The organism is Rhodococcus wratislaviensis, assembly GCF_041228765.1.
GTDB classification, from domain to species: Bacteria; Actinomycetota; Actinomycetes; order Mycobacteriales; family Mycobacteriaceae; genus Rhodococcus_F; species Rhodococcus_F wratislaviensis.
Map to the genome: position 1 here is coordinate 3,760,937 of NZ_CP150488.1, position 19,123 is coordinate 3,780,059.

Sequence of the window (19,123 nt, forward strand, 5' to 3'; positions counted from 1 at the left end):
GGTGGTGTCGGATGGTCGACGTCCGTCCCGATGGTAGTGCTCGTCCGCCGTCGCCTACCCGGTGCGCCCGGGGGTCGGATAAGTTGAGGCCCATGACCGAGGAGCAGTTGTCGCAAGGCCCCGTCCACGCCGTTCACGTCGAACTCGGGGCCACGTTCGCTCCCTTCGGCGGCTGGGAGATGCCCGTCTCGTATGCCGGTGTCGTCGCCGAACACACCGCGGTCCGCGAGTCGGTGGGGGTGTTCGACGTCAGCCACCTCGGCAAGGCCCTCGTGCGGGGCAGCGGCGCCGCTGCGTTCGTCAACTCGGCGCTGACCAACGATCTCGACAAGATCGGTCCCGGCAAGGCGCAGTACACGCTCTGCTGCACGCCGTCGGGCGGAGTCATCGACGATCTGATCGCCTATTACGTCGGCCCCGACGAGGTGTTCCTCGTCCCCAACGCGGCCAACACCGCGGACGTGGTCGCGGCACTGGCCGCCACGGCGCCCGAGGGCGTCACGGTGGAGAACCAGCACCGGGACTTCGGTGTGATCGCCGTGCAGGGCCCGAAGTCGGCGGACGTGCTCACCGCCCTCGGCCTGCCCACCGACATCGAGTACATGGCCTTCGCGGACGCCACCTGGGACGGGGTTCCCGTCCGCGTGTGCCGCAGCGGGTACACCGGCGAGGTCGGGTTCGAACTGCTGCCGCGCTGGGAGGACAGCGAGAAGCTGTTCCGGGCCGCGGTCGAGCAGGTCCGCGCCCACGGCGGCCAGGTCGCCGGTCTCGGGGCCCGGGACACGCTGCGCACCGAGATGGGATACCCGTTGCACGGGCACGAACTGTCGCTGGAGATCTCCCCGCTCGAGGCGCGATGCGGCTGGGCGATCGGGTGGAAGAAGCCGAAGTTCTGGGGCAAGGAGACGCTCACCGACGAGAAGGAGTCCGGCCCGGCGCGCAAGTTGTGGGGCATCAAGGCGCTGGACCGCGGGGTTCTCCGCGCCGGTCAGACCGTGCTGCGCGACGGCGAGTCGATCGGTGAGACCACGTCGGGCACGTTCTCGCCCACGCTCAAGGTCGGGATCGCATTGGCGCTGCTCGACTCCGGAGCCGGCGTGTCGGCCGGAGACGAGATCTCCGTGGACGTCCGGGGGCGCTCGCTGCGGGCCGAGGTGGTGTCTCCGCCGTTCGTGGAGATCAACACCAAGTAAGCGCATGTCGCGGACGACCTGTCGGCCGTGGGGCGGCGGACGGCGTTCGATAAGATCACGGGCATGACAGGTGTCACCGAGTTCGTTCGCGTCCCGCATCCCGCCCCCACCTCCGACGAGGTACGGCGAGAGATACTGGCGGCGCCCGGATTCGGCCGGTACTTCACGGACCACATGGTGTCGATCACCTACTCCACCGAGCTCGGCTGGCACGACGCCAAGGTGGAACCGTACGGGCCGCTCCAGCTGGACCCCGCCGCGATGGTGCTGCACTACGGGCAGGCCATCTTCGAGGGGCTGAAGGCGTACCGGCAGCCCGACGGCGGAATCTCGACGTTCCGCCTCGAGGCGAACGCCGAACGGCTTGCGACTTCGGCTCGCCGTCTCGCGATGCCGGAGCTGCCGGCGGAGTTGTTCGTCAAGTCGATCACCGAACTGCTCGAGCTGGATCACGAATGGGTACCCGCCGCCGGCGGCGAGGACGCGCTGTACCTCCGCCCGTTCATGTTCTCCACCGAGGCCGGTCTCGGTGTGCGTCCGGCCGACGAGTACCGCTACCTGCTGATCGCCTCGCCCGCCGGCGCCTATTTCCCGCGTGGAGTGAAGCCGGTCAGCGTGTGGCTGTCGACGGAATACGTGCGCGCCGCACCCGGTGGCACCGGCGCCGCCAAGTTCGCCGGCAACTACGCGGCTTCGCTTCTCGCGCAGGCGCAGGCCGCCGACGAGGGGTGCGACCAGGTGGTCTGGCTCGACGCGATCGAGCGGTCGTACGTGGAGGAGATGGGCGGCATGAACCTCTTCTTCGTGTTCGGCTCCGGCCCCGACGCCCGTCTCGTGACGCCGTCCCTGTCCGGTTCGCTGCTGCCGGGTATCACCCGCAACTCGCTGCTGACCCTCGCGACCGACGCCGGTTTCGCGGTGGAGGAGCGTCGGATCAGCACCGACGAATGGCGCACGAAGACCAAGTCGGGCGAGATCACCGAGGTGTTCGCGTGCGGTACCGCGGCGGTCATCACTCCCGTCGGCCGGGTCAAGTCGGCCGAGGGTGAATTCACGATCGCCGACGGCGAGCCCGGCGAGGTCACCATGGCCCTGCGCGACACGCTGACCGGTATTCAGCGGGGAACGTTCGCCGACACCCACGGGTGGATGACCAAACTGCGCTGAACTCGGGTCCGGCGGTCGCTCAGAACGCGAGACCGATCGCCGAGACGGTGACGGTGATCTCGAGCGCGGCGCCGAGCACGTCGCCGTTCAGTCCGGCGAATCGCCGGACGCAGTGGGCCACCAGCAGCGCGGTGAGCGTCAGCGCGACCGCCGCGACGACCGGTCCCTGCCACCACGGCGAGGTGCACCACGCGGCCGCCGCGAGGAGCGGAACGGTCCAGGCGATGCCGGTCCACGGTGACTGGGTTTCGGCGACCAGTGCGCCGAATCCTTCCGTCGACGACGCGGGAATTCCGCGCCGGCAGGCGAACACGACCGCCACCCGCCCGGCCGCCACGGCGACGGCCACACACGCGAATTGTCCTGCGGCGGCGAGAGATCCGAACGCCAGTCCCTGTGCGCCCAGGAAGATCACCAGGGCGCACACCCCGAACGGGCCTGCACCGCCGCTGTGCATCACGGCCCGCGCCCGCTCGGGCGGTCCGTAACAGCCGAGCCCGTCGACCGTGTCGGACAGACCGTCGATGTGCATGCCGCGCGTGGCGAGAGCGTGAGCACCCACCGTCACCAGGCCGGCGAGGGCGGGGTCGAGCCCGGCGGACACGAGCGCCCACAGCAACCCCGCGGCCAGAACTCCGAGCGCGATACCGGTCACCGGCGCCGCCCGGATCGCGCGGCGACCCGCCGCGCGGTCCACGGAATCCGGTCCGCGCAGGGGGAGGACGGTCAGCCAGGAGAATGCGAGCAGCACGCCCGACACGGTCAGCCCGCGGTATCGGCGGCGGAGCCGGTCTCGGCGCCCTCGCCGTCCTCGGCCTCGCGGGTGCTGACTCCGGCCTCCGCGAACGTCGCCATCTCCGCGAGCGTGGCGACGGCGCCCTGCAGGATCGGCAGCGCGGTGACGGCGCCGGACCCCTCGCCGAGCCGCATGTCGAGTTCGAGGAGGGGGTCGAGTTGCAGGTGCTTCAGTGCGATCGTGTGGGCGGGTTCCGTGGAACGGTGGCCGGCCAGCCACCACGCGCGGGCGCCGTGTGCGAGTTCCTCCGCGACCATTGCGGCCGCCGTCACGACGACGCCGTCGAGAATCACCGGGGTCTTGCGGGCGGAGGCCTGGGCGAGGAAGCCGGCCATCGCGGCGAGGTCGGCGCCCGACACGGTCCGCAGGAGCGCCACCGTGTCCCGGACCACCGGGCGGGCGCGGCGCATCGCGTCGCGGATCGCGGCAGTCTTCCGGATCCAGCCGGCGTCGTCGACACCGGTGCCCCGGCCGACCGCCGCCACCGGTTCGGTGTCCGTCAGCGCGGCGATGAGAACGGTGGCCGGCGTGGTGTTGCCGATTCCCATGTCGCCGGCGATCAACAGGTCTGCGCCGGAATCGATTTCGGCGTCGGCGATGGACCGGCCTGCCTCGATGGCCTGCAGTGTCTCCTCGTGGGTGAGCGCGTCCTCGCGGTCGATCGCCCCCGACGAACGGCGAATCTTGAACGCGGACACCGTCGGATCCGTGTCGCCGTCCACGGACAGGTCGACGACGCGCACGCTGGCACCGGCCCGGTTCGCGAGAGCGTTGACGGCTGCCCCGCCGCCGACGAAGTTGGCGACCATCTGGGCCGTCACCTCGGGCGGATACGCCGAGACGCCGGTCCGTGCCACTCCGTGGTCGCCGGCGAACACCACGACCCGCGCCCGCGTGAAGGGGACGGGCGGGCAGACGCCCTGGCAGGCCGCGGCCCAGCACGCGAGCGTCTCGAGACGTCCGAGCGAGCCGGCCGGTTTGGTGAGCTGCAACTGACGGGCCTCGGCCTGGGCGTGCACCCCTTCGTCGGGTGGGGTGACGGGTTCGAACCGACCGGGGTCGGTGCTCACGGACTCGCTGGTCACGCTTGGCCTCTCGCTCGAGTGGACACTTCTGCCCCGCACGACTCACGTGCGGGATCATCTTTCAGGGTCATGGTCAGCCCGGCGACGACGAGGACCACGCGATCGCAGACCTGGGCGAGCCGCGCGTTGAGGGCGCCGATCTCGTCGCGGAACAGGCGACCGGACCGGGTCTCCGGGATGACGCCGAGACCCACCTCGGGAGTCACCAGCACGAGTGAGCCGCGGTAGTCGCGGACGCTCGCGACGAGTTCGTCCGCGCGTGGGGTGACGGTCCCCCGCGGTGAGTCCCAGGCCGCGGAGCCGTCGAGTTCGACGGTGAGCCAGGTGCCGAGATCGTCGACGAGGGTGGCCGCGGCCGCGGTGGGGGAACGCAGTTGGTCGGCGAGGTCGAGCCGGTGCGCGGTTTCGACGGTGAGCCAGCTGTCGGGTCGCCGATCGCGGTGCTGAGCGATGCGGTGTTCCCAGTCGTGGTCGGCGGGGTCGCGGTGGCTGGTGGCGATGTAGCGCACCCGGCCTGCTCCGGCCAGGGCCTGGGTCAGTTCCTCGGCGTGAGCGGATTTTCCGGAGCGTGCACCGCCGAGCACCAGTATTCGAGACGTCGGGTTCGGACGACTCGGACGGTCCGGGGAATCGGCGGTGGGCACGGAGGGAAACGCTACCAACCCGCCGAAGTGGCAGTATTTTGACGAAGAACGTCAATTCCGCCACTGTTGGCGGGAAGTGAATGGGCGGAAAATTTCAGCCATGACCGAATTCCTCGTCCTCGTTGCACTTCTCCTCATGCTGCATACGGCCGTGATGTACGCCGGTCGGCACCTGGGTCCACTCCATCCGCGACTGCGGAAAAGCTACCGAGACAACTTCTTCCGACCGGCCGATCCCATGTCCGACCTGTCGTACGACCGTGACGCAGAACTGGGGCGGCTGCTCGCCGAGACGCACCGCGCGCCCCACAACTGACCGTCAGATGGCGTCGCCGGGGCGTACCCGCGGCTTGGGGGCCCGCAGCTTGCGGATCTGCGACGCACGCACGAAGGCGTACCACCCGAGCTTGAAACCGCCGTCGGGGGTGTCCGGGAAGCGCTCCCGCACCTGATTGTTGATCTTGCGGCCCAGCCAGACGCCCTCGATGGCCATGAACATCATCATGATGAGCATGGCGAGCGTCACGATGGCCTGCAGCGCCGGGCTGACGAACATCGCCATGATGAGAACCAGGGCAAGCGGCATGAACAGGCCGACCAGGTTGCGCCGCGCGTCGACGATGTCCCGGACGTACGCGCGGACCGGACCCTTGTCGCGGGGGAGCAGGTACTTGTCCTCGCCGGCGAGCATGCGGGCGCGTCGCTCTGCGGCGGTGGCGCGTCGCTCCGCGGCGGCGACCTTGCGCTCTTCCTTGCTACCGCGCGTGGCCTTCTTGCGGGCGCGTGCCTCTTTCGCCGTCAGCGGCGCGGGCGCGACCGGTCCGCGTCGCTTCGCCTCGGCGTCGCGTCGCTTGGGCGTCGGGCGGCCCTTGCCCGCCTGTTCGGCGGACTCCGCCTCCGGGGCCGTGGACGACTCGGCGACCTCGACGTCCCGCTTGTCTGAATTGTCCGAATCACCGCGGCGTAGCAATTTCACCCTTCCAGAGTATGGGAAGACGTCACCGGGAGGAAAACCGCCCTCGCATCGAAATGCCGGGTCGCGCCCGTCGCCATACACTTCGCCGATGCGAGTGATGATCGCACCGGACTCCTTCGGTGAAACGCTGACCGCCGTCGAGGCGACCGCCGCGATCGCGGCGGGATGGTCGGCCGTGCGCCCGGACGACCAGCTGATCGAGGCGCCGCAGTCCGACGGCGGCCCCGGATTCGTGGACGTGGTCGCCGCCGCGGGCGGCACCGTCCGGACCGCGGTCGTGGAAGGGCCCCTCGGTGCCGACGTCACGGCCCGCTGGCTCCTCGACGGCACCGACGCCTACCTCGAATCCGCCCAGGCCTGCGGGCTCGGACTGCTGGGCGGACCGCCGACGCCCCGCACCGCCCGCGACGCGCACAGCCGGGGTGTCGGCCAACTCGTGGTGGCGGCGCTCGACGCCGGAGCGCGCCGAATCGTCGTCGGTCTCGGGGGCAGCAGCTGCACCGACGGCGGCCGCGGCCTCGTCGAAGCCCTCGCGCAGGGTTTCGGGAGCGCGGATGCCGCCGTCGCCCGCCTGCGCTCGGTGGAACTGGTGGCCGCATCCGACGTCGAGCACCCGTTGCTCGGCGAGCACGGCGCCGCCCGCGTGTTCGGACCGCAGAAAGGTGCCGACCCCGACACCGTCGCATTCCTCGAGAACCGGAACGCCGCGTGGGCGGGGCAACTGCAGCGGGTGACGGCCCGGGAGGTAGCCGCCGAGGCCGGAGCCGGCGCCGCCGGTGGCATCGGGGCCGCGCTGCTCGCCCTCGGCGCGACCCGCGAATCCGGTGCTCACGTCGTCGCGCAGCGCACCCGGCAGGACCGGCAACTCGCCTCCGCCCAGCTCGTGATCACCGGGGAAGGCCGCCTCGACCAGCAGTCGCTGCGCGGGAAACTCGTGATCGCGCTCGCCGCTGCCGCACGCAGGCGGTCGATCGCGACGCTCGTCCTGGCCGGGCAGGTCCTCCTCGACACCGCGGACCTCGACGGCGCGGGCATCGACGACGCACTGTCCCTGGTGGACCACGCGGGATCGGTCGAACTCGCGATGTCGGACGCATACGCGCAGCTGAGAGACCTTGCCGCGGCCGCAGCCCGCGGGTGGGAAGGTGCGGCCGCGGGGTAGTAACCCGAATCCACGACGTCGGATACCATGGACGTGGATCGATCTGCGGAGGCTGCCGCAGGGAATGGAACCCGGGAATAAGTCGGGCGCGGAGTACCGTTGAAGCGTTCACGGGTTTGTTACGAACTACAGGGAGAGCCCATGACTGTGCAGAACGAGACCGCCGTCCACGGCGTCAAGATGACCGAAGCCGCGTCCGCCAAGGCGAAGGCGCTGCTCGATCAGGAAGGTCGTGACGACCTCGCACTGCGTATCGCCGTGCAACCCGGCGGCTGCGCAGGACTGCGTTACCAGCTGTTCTTCGACGACCGGAACCTGGACGGCGACCTGATCGTGGACTTCGGTGGCGTCGCCCTCGCGGTGGACCGGATGAGCGCGCCGTACGTCGAGGGTGCCTCGATCGACTTCGTCGACACCATCGAGAAGCAGGGGTTCACCATCGACAACCCCAACGCGACCGGTTCGTGCGCCTGCGGCGACTCCTTCAACTGAGTCCCGGGCCGAAGTACAACTGAATCGACAAGTCTGACGCGGCGCCGACCGGCTGCCGCGTCAGACTTTTTTCGTGCCCGATCTCGACGTACCGGGTCCCGTGCTGCCGACCGATCATGGTGGTACTCCGGGGTACGGTGAGAAATCCCGACCGAACTCATCGAAAGGCATCCGCCCGTGACAATTGCGGTAACCGGTTCCATCGCCACCGACCACCTGATGCGGTTTCCGGGCCGGTTCGCCGAGCAACTGCTCGCCGATCAGCTCAGCCACATCTCGTTGAGCTTCCTGGTCGACGACCTCGTAGTCCGGCGCGGGGGAGTGGGCGGCAACATCGCCTACGCCATGGGCGTCCTCGGCGGATCTCCGCTGCTGGTCGGGGCTGTCGGGGCCGACTTCGCGGACTACCGTCAGTGGCTCGAGAGCAACGGTGTCGATTGCACCGCCGTCCGGATCTCGACCACCGCGCACACCGCGCGTTTCGTGTGCACCACCGACGAGGACATGGCGCAGATCGCGTCGTTCTACCCCGGTGCGATGAGTGAGGCCCGCGAAATCCAGCTGTCGAGTATCGCGCAGGACGCCGAACCACTCGAACTGGTCCTCATCGGCGCCAACGATCCCGAGGCGATGATCCGCCACACCGAGGAATGCCGCCGGCAGGGCATCCCGTTCGCCGCCGACCCGTCGCAGCAGCTCGCCCGCCTGAACGGCGAGGAGGCGGCGGCGCTGATCCGCGGCGCAAAGTACCTGTTCACGAACGAGTACGAGTGGGGACTGCTGCAGCAGAAGACGGGATTGTCCGAAGAGGAGATCCGCGCTCAGGTCGGCGTCCGTGTCACGACGCTCGGTTCCAAGGGCGTCGAGATCGTCGACTCCGAGGGCAACTGGACGCGCGTCGCCGTCGTCCCCGAGAAGGCGAAGGTCGACCCGACCGGTGTCGGTGACGGATTCCGGGCCGGATTCCTCCTCGCCCACAGTGCGGGCCTGAGTTTCGAGCGCTCCGCGCAGCTGGGGTCGCTGGTCGCCGTGCTCGTGCTGGAGACCGTCGGAACCCAGGAGTGGACGTTCGACCGCGACGAGGCCGTCAAGCGCCTCGCGGACGCCTACGGCTCCACCGCCGCGGACGAGATCGCTGCCGTTCTGCCGTAGGAGGCGGCTCCGCCGCCCGTGAGTGGTTGACGAGTCCCTGGACTCGTCAACCACTCACGGGCGCGAAGCGCCTACAGCGAGACCGGGTACGCCGGCTCGGCGATCTCCGGAACGATGCGGTTCTCCACGAAGATGCCGTGCCAGACCATGAAGATCAGCACGGTCCAGAGGCGACGGCTGTGGTCGGACACGCCGTCCCGGTGGTCGTTCAGCATCTTCGCGATCGCGGCCTTGTCGAGCAGGTGATCGGTGCCTGACGCTGCGATCTGCTCGTGTGCCCAGTCGAACAGTTCGGTGCCGCGCAGCCAGTGCCGCAGCGGCACCGGGAAGCCCAGCTTCGCCCGATGGAGCACGTGCCCGGGCACGATGCCCTCCAGCGCCTGACGCAGCGCGTACTTGGTGGTGCTCTTGGTGATCTTCTGATCCAGCGGCACCTGCGACGCCACCTTGAAGACCTCGGGGTCGAGGAACGGCACCCGCAGTTCCAGCGAATTGGCCATCGTCATCTTGTCGGCCTTGACGAGGATGTCGCCGCGCAACCACGTGAACAGGTCCAGGTGCTGCATCCGGGCCACCGGATCCCAGCCCTGCGACTGCGCGTAGATGGGGTCGGTGACGTCGCGGTGCGTCCACTCCGGCCGGAAGTCGCGCAGGACGGCGCGCAACTGTGCGTCGTTGAAGCTGCGCGCGTTGCCGTAGTACCGCTCTTCGAGGGTCAGGGAACCGCGGTTGAGCAGGCTCTTTCCGCGGGTGCCCTCGGGGATGCGCTCGGACAACTTCCCGGCGGCCCGCCGCAGTCCCTTGGGCAGGTACTCGAATGGTTTGAGCGAAATCGGCTCGCGGTAGATGGTGTAGCCGCCGAACAGCTCGTCGGCACCCTCACCGGACAGCACGACCTTGACGTGCTTGCGTGCCTCCTTCGCCACGAACCACAGCGGGACCAGCGCGGGATCGGCGACCGGGTCGTCGAGGTACCACACGATCTCGGGGATGGCGGCGGCGAACTCGGACGGGCTCACCACCTTCACCACGTGGCGTGCGCCGATCGCTTCGGCGGATTCGGCCGCGACGTCGACCTCGGAATAGCCCTCGCGCTCGAAACCGGTGGTGAACGTGATCAGGTTCGGGTTGTGGCGCATCGCGAGCGCCGCGATGGCCGTCGAGTCGATGCCACCCGACAAGAAGGAGCCGACCGTGACGTCGGCGCGCATGTGTTTGGCGACCGAGTCCTCGAGTGCCTCGGCGATCTCGCGGTACCGGGCCTGCTCGGTGCCCGCGGCGAACGGACGCACCGGGAACGTGGGCGCGAAATAGCGGGTGATCACGGGTTCTTCGCCCGGGCGCACCCGCGCGAAGCAGCCGGACTCGAGCCGGCGGATCTGCTTGTGGAGGGTTTCCGGCTCCGGCACGTACTGAAGGACGGTGTAGTGCTCGACGGCCCGCGGATCGAGCTCGGTGCCGATGCCGATCAGGTTCGCCAGCTCCAGCAGGCTCTTCTTCTCGCTACCGAACGCGGTGCCGCCGGTGCCCGTCGCGAGGAAGAGCGGCTTGATCCCGAACGGATCGCGCGCGATGAACAGTTCCCGCGTCTCCGTGTCCCAGATCGCGAACGCGAACATGCCGCGCAGACGACGGACGGCGTCCTCGCCCCAGTAGTGGAACGCGGCGACGATGGACTCGCTGTCGCCCTCTGTGACGAACTGCGCACCGAACTGCTCGGCGAGTTCGGCCCGAACCTCGAGGTAGTTGTAGATCTCGCCGTTGAAGGTGAGCGCGTAGCGTTCCGGATTCTCCGCCGGACCCCACCGCAGCGGCTGGTGGGAATGTTCGATGTCGATGATCGACAGCCGATTGAACCCGAAGACCAGGTGGTCGTCGTGCCAGGTCCCGTGCTCGTCCGGCCCACGGTGCCGCAGGCAGTGCATTGCCTGGTCGACCTGTGAGACGGCGTTGTCGCTGGTTTCTCCAGAGGTCAGTAGCCCGAGCAGTCCGCACACAGCGTCCGGTACCTCAATTCAGAATCTTGGAAGGCTCCACGAGGTGGAGTGGTCAGGGATCTCTGCCGGAAAGTATGCCGCAGATTCCCGGAGCGTCCGGTTCGGGCCGCCGGTGACGGTGCCCCGGCGCGAACAGCGGCACCGCCGCGGCGTCTGCAGCGACACGTCGTCGCCCGACCCGAGGATGGAGAGCCGCCACCTTTGGTCTACGCTGCGTAGTAATTGGGCCTTCCCATCGGGTGTGCCCTAGTGGAATTTGCGGCGATCAGGAAGGCGTGAACGTGGCGCAAGGTCGGATCCTTCGGCGGGCAGGGTTGGCAGTATCTTTGGGCGTTGCTGCCTTGCTGCTGTCGGGTTGTTCAATCGACAACGAGGTGCTTCGTTTCGGGTGGCCTTCGGGCGTAACCCCGCAGGCGCACCGCATGCGTGAACTGTGGACCTGGTCGGTCATCGCCGCCCTCGTCATGGGTGTGCTGGTGTGGGGACTCACCTTCTGGGCGGTGATCTTCCACCGTAAGAAGAAGGACTCACCCGAGTTCCCGCGGCAGACGGCATACAACGTGCCGCTCGAGCTGGCGTACACCGCGGTTCCGTTCGTCATCATCGCCGTGCTGTTCTACTTCACGGTGATCGTGCAGAACCATGTCCTCGAGAAGGAGGACAACCCCAACGTGGTGGTGGATGTCACTGCGTACCAGTGGAACTGGAAGTTCGGCTACCGCTCCATCGACCTCGGCGAGGGTGGCGGCAAGTACGACGGCGTCGATCAGGAAGCGCAGGCTGCGGTCGAGTCCGCACCCGCATCCGAGGCGGAGGCCGAGGGTGAGCACGCCCAGCCCGGACCGATCCACGGCAAGACCCCGCAGGACCTGTCCTACCTGCACTACGACAAGATCGAGACGATCGGCTCGAGCAACGAGATCCCGATCCTCGTCCTGCCGACCGGCAAGCGGATCCAGTTCGAGCTGGCCTCCGCCGATGTCATCCACGCCTTCTGGGTGCCGGAGTTCCTGTTCAAGCGCGACGTGAACCCGAACCCGAAGGAGAACCACTCCGACAACGTCTTCCAGATCAGTGAGATCGAGAAGGAAGGTGCCTTCGTCGGGCGCTGCGCCGAGATGTGCGGCACGTTCCACGCGATGATGAACTTCGAGGTTCGCGCCGTGAGCCCCGACAAGTTCGCGCAGTACATCGAGCTGCGTAAGCCGGCGAGCGAGGGCGGCCGGGATCTGACCACGGCGGAGGCTCTGCAGGCCATCGGCGAGTCCCCGGTTGCGACGTCGACGTCTCCCTTCACCACCGATCGCGGCTACAAGCAGGCGAGCGGTGTCGAAGGTAACTGAACCTGCTGCTGATACCTCACTGACCAAGGACAAGTGCTGATATGAAGATCGAAGCCAAGCTCTTCGAGATCCTGACGGTATTCTTCATTCTCGTCGCGATCGTCTACGGCGTCTTCACCGCCGTTTCACGAACCGGTATCGAGTGGGCGGGTCTGACGGGCATCTGCCTGTCGGCGGGACTGACGCTGATCATCGGAACGTACTTCCGGTTCGTCGCCCGTCGCCTCGACACCCGTCCCGAGGACTACGAGGACGCGGAGATCGCCGATGGCGCAGGCGACCTGGGCTTCTTCAGCCCCGGTAGCTACTGGCCGATCCTGCTCGCCGCTTCTGCTGCCTTCGTCGCAGTCGCGATGGCGTTCTTCCAGCCGTGGATGATCGTGGTCGCCGTGATTGCTGTGCTCGCGGCCGCTGCAGGCCTCGTCTTCGAGTACTACGTCGGGCCCGAGAAGCACTAGTTCCACCCACAGTTCGTGCAGCGGAGGCGCCGAATCCCACCGGGATTCGGCGCCTCCGCTTTGTCGTCGTCCGCCCTAGCCGACCGGGCCCGCTGCCGCGGCGAGGAGTGCCACTGCCTGAGCGGACGCGAGTCGCACCGCCTCGGGGAACACGTGCAATCCGTGCGAGACCAGGGCCCCTTCGTGGAGCAGCATGATCGTGCGCGCGAGTGTCTCCGGGTCGCGCACCGACGCGTCCCGGCACACGCCGGTGAACAGACCGAGCATCCACCGCTTCTGGCCGATGATGACGGCGTACGCCGGATGTGACGGGTCGCTGATCTCCGCGTGCGCGTTGACCATGCTGCACCCCTTCGCACTGTTCTCCGCGGTCCACTCGCGGGACGCGTCGAAGATCGCCGTGAGGCGCCGGCCGGCGGAGTCGCCCGCGGACTCGAGGTGGCCTGTGAGAAACGCCCGCCACCGCTCGTCCCGGTCGGCGAGGTACTCGACCACGATCTGTTCCTTCGAGCCGAAACGGTCGTAGAGCGTCTTCTTCGTGACGCCGGCCTCGGCGGCGATGAGATCCACGCCGACCGCGTGAATTCCCCGCTCGTAGAAGAGGCGACCGGCCGCGTCCAGTGCTCGCCTCGCTCCCGGGGTCAGCGCGACGCGTCGCGGTGTCGGCACAGAATCCATGACAAAAGTATACAGATCGGTATAGGTTGGGGAGGTATACCGATCTGTTTACTTGGGTGGTGGTCAGTCGTGAATGTGCTTCTCGCCGTGATGTTCGTCCTGTGCTGGAGCTCCGGCTTCATCGGGGCCAAACTCGGCGCCGGGGACGCGGACCCTCTGACGGTACTGACCTGGCGGTTCCTGCCACTCGCCGTCGCACTCGCCCTGGGAACCGCGCTGTTCGGACGCGCACGGTGGCGGGGGCTCGGGTCCCGTGCGTTCGGTCGTCAGGTGACGATCGGTGCGCTGTCGCAGACCGGATATCTGCTGACCGTCTACCAGGCGATCGGACTCGGCGTCTCGACCGGTACCACCGCGCTGATCGACGGCACCCAGCCCCTGGTCGTCGCCGTACTGGCCGGCCCGCTGCTGGGTCAGTACGTCGCACGCCGGCAGTGGTGGGGATTGCTGCTGGGACTGGTGGGGGTCATGATCGTCACCGCAGGCGACGCCACCTCTGCGTCCGGCGTGCCGTGGTGGGCGTACCTCGTGCCGTTCGCCGGGATGCTGTCGCTGGTGGCCGCGACCTTCGTGGAGAGTCGCTCCCCGACCGACACAGACCCCGTCGTGTCCATGACCGTGCACTGCGCGACCAGCGCCGGGCTCTTCACCGCCCTCGCCGCGTGCGCGGGGCAGATGTCGCCGCCGCCGACGGCGTCGTTCTGGTGGTCTGTGGCATGGCTGATCGCCCTGTCCACGTTCGGCGGCTACGGCCTGTACTGGCTCGTGCTGCGTCGGAGCGGGGTCACCCGGGTCAATGCCCTGATGTTCCTGATGGCACCGGTGACGGCGATCTGGGGGGCCGTGATGTTCGGCGAGCCGTTCGGAATCCTCACCGCGCTCGGTCTTCTCCTGGGACTCGGGGCGGTCGTCCTCGTGTTCCGCGCACAGCCGCGGGGGAGGGGAGCGGGCACGGTGCCCACAGACGAGCAGAGCCCCGAACCGGAAGTGATTCGGGGCTCTGCTCGGTTGCGGAGGTGAGGCTAGTGGGCCTCGCCGTTGCCGGACGATCCGTTGCCGGAAGCCGACGAACCGTTGCCGTGGGCGCGGTCCTGGTACTCCCGCAGCATCGTGAGCTGCTCGTGCTCGCCGTGGTGCAGGGCGTGCTCGAGAGCCAGGCTCTCCTCGACCGGGTCGGCCGTGACGAGGCTGCCGGAACCGGGCTTGCCGGCGGAACCGAGCTTGTTCATCTTCTTCGGGACGGTCGCACCCTGGTACTCGAGCGGGATCGGGTGACCGTGGTCGTCGACCGGGCCGAGCGGCTGGTGGATCTCGATGTACTGACCGTTCGGCATCCGCTTGATGATGCCGGTCTCGATGCCGTGCTCGAGGACCTCACGGTCGCTGCGCTGGAGACCCAGGCAGAACCGGTAGGCCACGAAGAAGGCGATCGGAGGCAGCAACACCATGCCGATGCGGCCGATCCACGTCATCGCGTTCAGCGAGATGCTCAGGTGGTACGCGATGATGTCGTTGATGCAGGAGATCGTCAGGACGGCGTAGAACGCGATCGCCATCGCACCGATCGCGGTACGCACCGGAACGTCACGCGGACGCTGCAGCAGGTTGTGGTGAGCGTCGTCCTTGGTCAGACGCTTCTCGATCCACGGGTAGGCGATCAGCACCGTGAACACCAGACCCATGATCAACGCGACAGCGAACACCGACGGAATGGTGTAGCGGTCGAACAGGTAGATGTCCCATGCCGGCCACAGACGGGCCAGGCCGTCCGTCCACATCATGTAGATGTCGGGCTGCGAACCTGCCGACACCTGCGACGGGTTGTAGGGGCCGATGGTCCAGACCGGGTTGATCTGCAGCACGCCACCCATCACGGCGAGAACACCGAACGTGATCGCGAAGAACGCACCCGACTTGACGGCGAACACCGGGAGGATGCGCACACCCACGACGTTGTTCTCGGTGCGGCCGGGGCCGGGGAACTGCGTGTGCTTCTGGTACCAGACGAGCGCGAGGTGACCGGCGATCAGGGCGAGGATGATGCCCGGGAACAGCAGGACGTGCGCGACGTATAGGCGGGGGATGATCAGGTCGCCGGGGAAGTCGCCACCGAAGATCAGCCAGTGCATCCAGGTGCCTGCGATCGGGATGCTCAGCGTGATGCCGGAGAACGCGGCGCGCAGGCCCGTGCCGGACAGCAGGTCGTCCGGGATGGTGTAGCCGAAGAATCCCTCGAACATCGCCAGGATCAGCAGCAGGCAGCCGATGACCCAGTTGGCCTCACGCGGACGCCGGAACGCGCCGGTGAAGAAGATGCGCATCAGGTGCACGACGATCGACGCCGCGAACATCAGCGCAGCCCAGTGGTGGATCTGACGGACGAACAGGCCGCCGCGGACCTCGAACGAGATGTTCAGCGTGGTCTCGTACGCGCGGGACATCGTGACGCCGCGCAGGGGCTCGTACGCACCGTTGTAGACGACGTGCGCCATCGACGGGTCGAAGAACAGGGTCAGGTAGACACCGGAGATCAGCAGAATGATGAAGCTGTACAGCGCGATCTCGCCGAGCAGGAACGACCAGTGGGTGGGGAAGACCTTGTTGATCTGCCGCCGCATCCCCGCTGCGAGGTGGTAGCGCGAGTCCATCGCTTCGGCCTGGCCGGTGGCCATCGCGCTCAGTTTGGACGGTTTGTTGTCGGTCACGGTCGACGCTCCCAAAATGCCGGGCCGAGAGCTTCGATGTAGTCACCCGTTGTGACTAGGAAACCCTCTTCGTTCACTGTAATAGGCAACTGCGGAAGTGCACGAGCGGCCGGACCGAAAATCGGCTTTCCGTAGGTCAGCGCATCGAACTGCGACTGGTGGCACGGGCAGAGGATTCGGTTGGTCTGCTGTTCGTACAGGGAGGTGGGGCAGCCGAGGTGGGTGCAGATCTTCGAGAAGGCGAAGTAGTCGCCGTAGTTGAAGCTCTCCTGGCCCTTGCGCTTGGTGACCCGTGCCGTGTCCTCCGTGCGGAGGCGGATGAGCATGGTCGCGTTGCGGATGCCGCGCAGCGCCTCGAGCAGCGCGTCGTGATCGCCGCGGTCGGACTCACGGAACGGGAACACCGTTTCCATGGCGCCGGCGTCCAGGTCTTCCGGGCGAACGAGGACGACGTCCTCGGGGCGACCGGTGTCGCGGCGCAGGTAGATGGTTTCGCCCTCGTAGCGGGGGGTCCATCCCGAGACCCACAGCGGGGAGTCGTCGCGCTTGGCCCACGGGTTCTTGATCAGACCGCCGAGGGGCATGACGGACATGATGCCGAGGGCACCGCCGCCGAAGATGAGGGTGCGCTTGAGGAGCTTGCGGCGTCCCAGCGTCGACGTGTCGAACGAGTCGCCGAGTTCCGCGACGATCGTCTTGCGATCGACCTCGGACGATCCACCGTCGTGGCGGTCCTGGATGGACACCTCTTCGGGGATGAACTTCTTGGTGAACTGCACCGCTCCGACACCGAGGCCGAGGATGGCCAGACCCATGGTGAGGCCGATCATCGGCGTGTACAGGCTGTAGGCCGAGTAGTGCTCCTCGCCGGCGCCTGCGTACTCCCAGGGCCAGAAGAGGTAGATCGCGATGAACGCGATCGCCGAGATGCCGGAGAGCGCGAACCAGAAGGCGACCGACCGCTCGGCGCGCTTCTCGGCCTTCGTTCCCGGAACCGCCCAGCGGTTGCGGCGGAACGCGACATCGACGTGGTCGAGGTTGGTGCCGAGCTCGACGAGTTCGTCGCGGCTCAGGTTCTCGAGTTCTGCATCCGTGTACTTCTTTGGCGTGGCGCCGCCCGGCTGGCCAGCGTCGCTCATGACCTTGCTCCGATCCACAGTGCTGCACCGACGACAGCGATGATTCCGATGACCCACATGGCCAAGCCCTCGGAGGCGGGACCGATGCCGCCGAGTCCGTAGCCGCCGGGCTGCTTCGTCTCGCCCGACGACTTGATGTAGGCGATGATGTCCTTCTTCTCCTCGAGGGTCAGCTGACGGTCCGAGAACTTGGGCATGTTCTGCGGGCCGGTGACCATCGCGGCGTAGATCTGCTGCTCACTGGCCGGGTCGAGGACCGGCGCGTACTTACCGGACGAGAGCGCACCGCCGCGCCCGGTGAAGTTGTGGCAGGACGCGCAGTTGAGGCGGAACAGCTCGCTGCCGCGTCCGATGTCGCCGCCGCGCAGCGACGACTGGGCGATCTCGCCGTTCTCGTCACGAATGACCGTGGGGCCGCCGCCGTTGGCCTGGACGTACGCGCCGATGGCGTCCGTCTGCTCGGCGTCGAACTTGACGGGCTTGCGCTCGACCTGGGCCTCGTTGCGCGAGGCCGGCATGCGTCCCGACGACACCTGGAAGTACACGGCTGCCTCGCCGACACCGATCAGGCTGGGGCCGCGGTCCTGCACACCCTGCAGGTTCGCGCCGTGGCACGTGATGCACGAGGTGTCGTACAACTGCTTGCCCTCGCGGATCAGTGCTGCCTGATCATCGGTGGCGGTGGCCACCTGCGGGGTCGGCGTCAACGCGGACGCGAGGAAACCGGCGCTGACCAGTCCCATCATCAGGACCATGGCGCCCGTGACGCGCCTGCGGAGCTTCCGCTGGCGGCGTGCCTTGGCGGCAGACGCAGTGGTATCGGATGCGGGAGGGGGGGATGAACTCATCTGTATCCCTTTGGTATGTCGGGACGGACTGGACGTCAGGGGGCTGCCTGGGGCGTTCAGCTGATCAACGGATGAAATAGATCGTGGCAAACAGGCCGATCCACACGATGTCGACGAAGTGCCAGTAGTACGAGACGACGATGGCGGCGGTGGCCTGGGCGGGCGTGAACTTGCTGACCTTGGTGCGCGCGATCAGGAAGACGAACGCGATGAGGCCGCCGATCACGTGCATGCCGTGGAAGCCGGTGGTCATGTAGAAGACCGAGCCGTACACGCTGCTCGAGATGGTCGTGCCTTCTTCGACCAGGTGGATGTACTCGTATCCCTGTCCGAGGACGAAGAACGTGCCCATCGCCAGTGTCAGGAGGTACCACCGGCGGAGGCCGAAGACGTCGCCGCGCTCGGCCGCGAACACACCCATCTGGCAGGTGAACGACGAGGCGATCAGCACCAGGGTCACCGGTACGGCGAGGAACAGATTCAGCTCGGTCGGCTCCGGCGGCCAGTTCCCATTCGCCTGTGCTCGCGCCACGAAGTACATGGCGAAGAGCCCTGCGAAGAACATGAGCTCACTTGACAACCACACGATGGTGCCAACGCTGACCATGTTAGGTCGGTTCAGCGAGTGCACGCGTTGGGTGATTGCTGATCCTGAAGTCCCTACTGCGCTCGTCACAGACAGAAGTATGACGCTTCGTCGTAAGAGGCGACTACCCGGGTCCACCCTCGGCGCGTCGACGCGCCCCGCTTGTCCGATTCTCCCTGCTGACGGCCTGGTGGCGGACCGTGAAAGGGTGGAGTCATGCGCTCTCGTGACAACAGTACGGGGTGGCTGCGGAGGCTGTTCGGCAGTCGGCAACCGGCCCCTCTCGATCAGGATCGGCCCGACCTCGTGGTCGTCGCCTCGAGCTTCGACGACGTGGAGGCGTGCTCGACCGCGCTCGACCGCGCAGCCGCAGAGGATCCGCGGTGGGATGCCGGCGCGGAAGCGGTGCTGCGGCACCATCTGCGGCTGCCCGCGTCGTCGGTGGCCGACGCCGTGTCGATCGCCGCCCAGGACGGCTACCGACCACAGGATCCGGACGGGCAGGCGTCCCCGGCCGAGGACGGTGCGACGGTGGGACTCGTGCTGCAGCGGGTCCAGATCCTGGATGCGCTGCACTGTTCGCAGGAACGGTCGAGAATGGCCGGGCTGGCGCAGCGGCTCGGCGGCTCGGTCGACGGCTGGGACGCGACGCAACCGGCGCGCGAGTCCGATCCGCCCGGTGACTAGGCTGCCAGGACCGGA

The 19,123-nt window shown here is 67.7% G+C and carries 20 protein-coding genes; 10 read left to right on the forward strand and 10 right to left on the reverse strand.

The genetic code is table 11. The annotated features are described in order from the left end of the window. Nucleotides 1–92: 92 nt before the first annotated feature. Entirely contained in the window at nucleotides 93–1,193 is a 1,101-nt protein-coding gene (gene gcvT / locus WKC72_RS17305) for a glycine cleavage system aminomethyltransferase GcvT (protein ID WP_037226584.1), read from the forward strand. Nucleotides 1,194–1,256: 63 nt separating this feature from the next. Next, nucleotides 1,257–2,360: a branched-chain amino acid aminotransferase gene (locus tag WKC72_RS17310; RefSeq protein ID WP_037226687.1), complete on the forward strand. Its 1,104-nt coding sequence runs from the start codon at nucleotides 1,257–1,259 to the stop codon at nucleotides 2,358–2,360. Nucleotides 2,361–2,379: 19 nt separating this feature from the next. Here WKC72_RS17310 and WKC72_RS17315 read toward each other — a convergent pair whose 3' ends face one another. Genes WKC72_RS17315 through cobU form a run of 3 tightly spaced genes read right to left on the reverse strand, consistent with a single transcriptional unit; the run spans nucleotide 2,380 to nucleotide 4,885 of the window. Further along, nucleotides 2,380–3,120: an adenosylcobinamide-GDP ribazoletransferase gene (locus WKC72_RS17315; protein WP_370183596.1), complete on the reverse strand. Its 741-nt coding sequence runs from the start codon at nucleotides 3,118–3,120 to the stop codon at nucleotides 2,380–2,382. Between the two features lie 2 nt (nucleotides 3,121–3,122). Further along, nucleotides 3,123–4,241, reverse strand: a complete 1,119-nt coding sequence (gene cobT / locus WKC72_RS17320; RefSeq protein ID WP_370183599.1) for a nicotinate-nucleotide--dimethylbenzimidazole phosphoribosyltransferase — start codon at nucleotides 4,239–4,241, stop codon at nucleotides 3,123–3,125. Further along, nucleotides 4,238–4,885, reverse strand: a complete 648-nt coding sequence (gene cobU, locus WKC72_RS17325) for a bifunctional adenosylcobinamide kinase/adenosylcobinamide-phosphate guanylyltransferase (RefSeq protein ID WP_370183602.1) — start codon at nucleotides 4,883–4,885, stop codon at nucleotides 4,238–4,240. Before cobU ends, cobT begins: the two co-directional genes overlap by 4 nt. A 100-nt stretch (nucleotides 4,886–4,985) precedes the next feature. On the opposite strand from cobU, the gene WKC72_RS17330 reads away from it, so the two are divergent. Further along, complete coding sequence (locus WKC72_RS17330; RefSeq protein WP_370183603.1) at nucleotides 4,986–5,201, forward strand: hypothetical protein; 216 nt, start codon at nucleotides 4,986–4,988, stop codon at nucleotides 5,199–5,201. Nucleotides 5,202–5,204: 3 nt separating this feature from the next. Here WKC72_RS17330 and WKC72_RS17335 read toward each other — a convergent pair whose 3' ends face one another. After that, nucleotides 5,205–5,861: a DUF3043 domain-containing protein gene (locus tag WKC72_RS17335; RefSeq protein WP_007297475.1), complete on the reverse strand. Its 657-nt coding sequence runs from the start codon at nucleotides 5,859–5,861 to the stop codon at nucleotides 5,205–5,207. An 88-nt stretch (nucleotides 5,862–5,949) separates the two neighbouring features. On the opposite strand from WKC72_RS17335, the gene WKC72_RS17340 reads away from it, so the two are divergent. The 3 genes from WKC72_RS17340 (at nucleotide 5,950) to WKC72_RS17350 (ending at nucleotide 8,667) form a co-directional block, all read left to right on the forward strand. Next, nucleotides 5,950–7,023 carry a glycerate kinase gene (locus tag WKC72_RS17340; RefSeq protein ID WP_128641948.1) on the forward strand — a complete coding sequence of 358 codons (1,074 nt, stop codon included), beginning with the start codon at nucleotides 5,950–5,952 and terminating at the stop codon, nucleotides 7,021–7,023. A 141-nt stretch (nucleotides 7,024–7,164) separates the two neighbouring features. Beyond that, the gene (locus tag WKC72_RS17345; protein WP_005247725.1) at nucleotides 7,165–7,515 is read left to right on the forward strand and encodes an iron-sulfur cluster assembly accessory protein; all 351 of its coding nucleotides are present in this window, start codon (nucleotides 7,165–7,167) and stop codon (nucleotides 7,513–7,515) included. A gap of 177 nt (nucleotides 7,516–7,692) precedes the next feature. Further along, on the forward strand, nucleotides 7,693–8,667 hold the full coding sequence (locus WKC72_RS17350) for a carbohydrate kinase family protein (protein WP_037226592.1): 975 nt from the start codon (nucleotides 7,693–7,695) through the stop codon (nucleotides 8,665–8,667). 71 nt (nucleotides 8,668–8,738) lie between these two features. On the opposite strand, the gene asnB is transcribed toward WKC72_RS17350, so the two are convergent. Next, a complete protein-coding gene (gene asnB, locus WKC72_RS17355; protein ID WP_370183607.1) occupies nucleotides 8,739–10,664 on the reverse strand; it encodes an asparagine synthase (glutamine-hydrolyzing) in 1,926 nt (641 codons plus the stop codon). Nucleotides 10,665–10,939: 275 nt separating this feature from the next. Here asnB and WKC72_RS17360 point away from each other — a divergent pair, with 275 nt between their 5' ends. Further along, entirely contained in the window at nucleotides 10,940–12,007 is a 1,068-nt protein-coding gene (locus WKC72_RS17360; RefSeq protein ID WP_037226596.1) for a cytochrome c oxidase subunit II, read from the forward strand. Between the two features lie 41 nt (nucleotides 12,008–12,048). Next, nucleotides 12,049–12,465: a cytochrome c oxidase subunit 4 gene (locus tag WKC72_RS17365; protein ID WP_005573189.1), complete on the forward strand. Its 417-nt coding sequence runs from the start codon at nucleotides 12,049–12,051 to the stop codon at nucleotides 12,463–12,465. 75 nt (nucleotides 12,466–12,540) lie between these two features. Here the strand turns inward: WKC72_RS17365 and WKC72_RS17370 are convergent, their stop codons facing one another. Further along, nucleotides 12,541–13,143, reverse strand: a complete 603-nt coding sequence (locus tag WKC72_RS17370; protein WP_370183611.1) for a TetR/AcrR family transcriptional regulator — start codon at nucleotides 13,141–13,143, stop codon at nucleotides 12,541–12,543. A 69-nt stretch (nucleotides 13,144–13,212) separates the two neighbouring features. On the opposite strand from WKC72_RS17370, the gene WKC72_RS17375 reads away from it, so the two are divergent. After that, nucleotides 13,213–14,163 (forward strand): DMT family transporter, encoded by a 951-nt coding sequence (locus WKC72_RS17375; protein ID WP_370183613.1) that lies wholly within the window; start codon nucleotides 13,213–13,215, stop codon nucleotides 14,161–14,163. A gap of 2 nt (nucleotides 14,164–14,165) precedes the next feature. Here the strand turns inward: WKC72_RS17375 and WKC72_RS17380 are convergent, their stop codons facing one another. The 4 genes from WKC72_RS17380 to WKC72_RS17395 form a co-directional block, all read right to left on the reverse strand. Continuing rightward, a complete protein-coding gene (locus tag WKC72_RS17380) occupies nucleotides 14,166–15,815 on the reverse strand; it encodes a cytochrome bc complex cytochrome b subunit (RefSeq protein ID WP_052032835.1) in 1,650 nt (549 codons plus the stop codon). Between the two features lie 29 nt (nucleotides 15,816–15,844). Further along, nucleotides 15,845–16,987 (reverse strand): ubiquinol-cytochrome c reductase iron-sulfur subunit, encoded by a 1,143-nt coding sequence (locus WKC72_RS17385; RefSeq protein ID WP_370183615.1) that lies wholly within the window; start codon nucleotides 16,985–16,987, stop codon nucleotides 15,845–15,847. Continuing rightward, nucleotides 16,984–17,835 carry a cytochrome c gene (locus WKC72_RS17390; RefSeq protein ID WP_112299747.1) on the reverse strand — a complete coding sequence of 284 codons (852 nt, stop codon included), beginning with the start codon at nucleotides 17,833–17,835 and terminating at the stop codon, nucleotides 16,984–16,986. The genes WKC72_RS17385 and WKC72_RS17390 overlap by 4 nt, the downstream gene beginning before the upstream one ends. Before the next feature lie 64 nt (nucleotides 17,836–17,899). Then, nucleotides 17,900–18,511: a heme-copper oxidase subunit III gene (locus WKC72_RS17395; protein ID WP_037226604.1), complete on the reverse strand. Its 612-nt coding sequence runs from the start codon at nucleotides 18,509–18,511 to the stop codon at nucleotides 17,900–17,902. 126 nt (nucleotides 18,512–18,637) lie between these two features. Here WKC72_RS17395 and WKC72_RS17400 point away from each other — a divergent pair, with 126 nt between their 5' ends. Beyond that, the gene (locus tag WKC72_RS17400) at nucleotides 18,638–19,108 is read left to right on the forward strand and encodes a hypothetical protein (protein ID WP_037226605.1); all 471 of its coding nucleotides are present in this window, start codon (nucleotides 18,638–18,640) and stop codon (nucleotides 19,106–19,108) included. Nucleotides 19,109–19,123: the final 15 nt, after the last annotated feature.

Excerpts from the sequence above, each read along its gene's own strand:
- WKC72_RS17345 (WP_005247725.1), top strand. The coding sequence starts at position 7,165 with ATGACTGTGCAGAACGAGACCGCCGTCCACGGCGTCAAGATGACCGAA.
- WKC72_RS17340 (WP_128641948.1), top strand. The coding sequence starts at position 5,950 with ATGCGAGTGATGATCGCACCGGACTCCTTCGGTGAAACGCTGACCGCC.
- WKC72_RS17330 (WP_370183603.1), top strand. The coding sequence starts at position 4,986 with ATGACCGAATTCCTCGTCCTCGTTGCACTTCTCCTCATGCTGCATACG.
- WKC72_RS17385 (WP_370183615.1), bottom strand. The coding sequence starts at position 16,987 with ATGAGCGACGCTGGCCAGCCGGGCGGCGCCACGCCAAAGAAGTACACG.
- gcvT (WP_037226584.1), top strand. The coding sequence starts at position 93 with ATGACCGAGGAGCAGTTGTCGCAAGGCCCCGTCCACGCCGTTCACGTC.
- WKC72_RS17365 (WP_005573189.1), top strand. The coding sequence starts at position 12,049 with ATGAAGATCGAAGCCAAGCTCTTCGAGATCCTGACGGTATTCTTCATT.
- WKC72_RS17380 (WP_052032835.1), bottom strand. The coding sequence starts at position 15,815 with ATGGCCACCGGCCAGGCCGAAGCGATGGACTCGCGCTACCACCTCGCA.
- WKC72_RS17310 (WP_037226687.1), top strand. The coding sequence starts at position 1,257 with ATGACAGGTGTCACCGAGTTCGTTCGCGTCCCGCATCCCGCCCCCACC.
- WKC72_RS17370 (WP_370183611.1), bottom strand. The coding sequence starts at position 13,143 with ATGGATTCTGTGCCGACACCGCGACGCGTCGCGCTGACCCCGGGAGCG.
- WKC72_RS17400 (WP_037226605.1), top strand. The coding sequence starts at position 18,638 with ATGCGCTCTCGTGACAACAGTACGGGGTGGCTGCGGAGGCTGTTCGGC.
- WKC72_RS17390 (WP_112299747.1), bottom strand. The coding sequence starts at position 17,835 with ATGAGTTCATCCCCCCCTCCCGCATCCGATACCACTGCGTCTGCCGCC.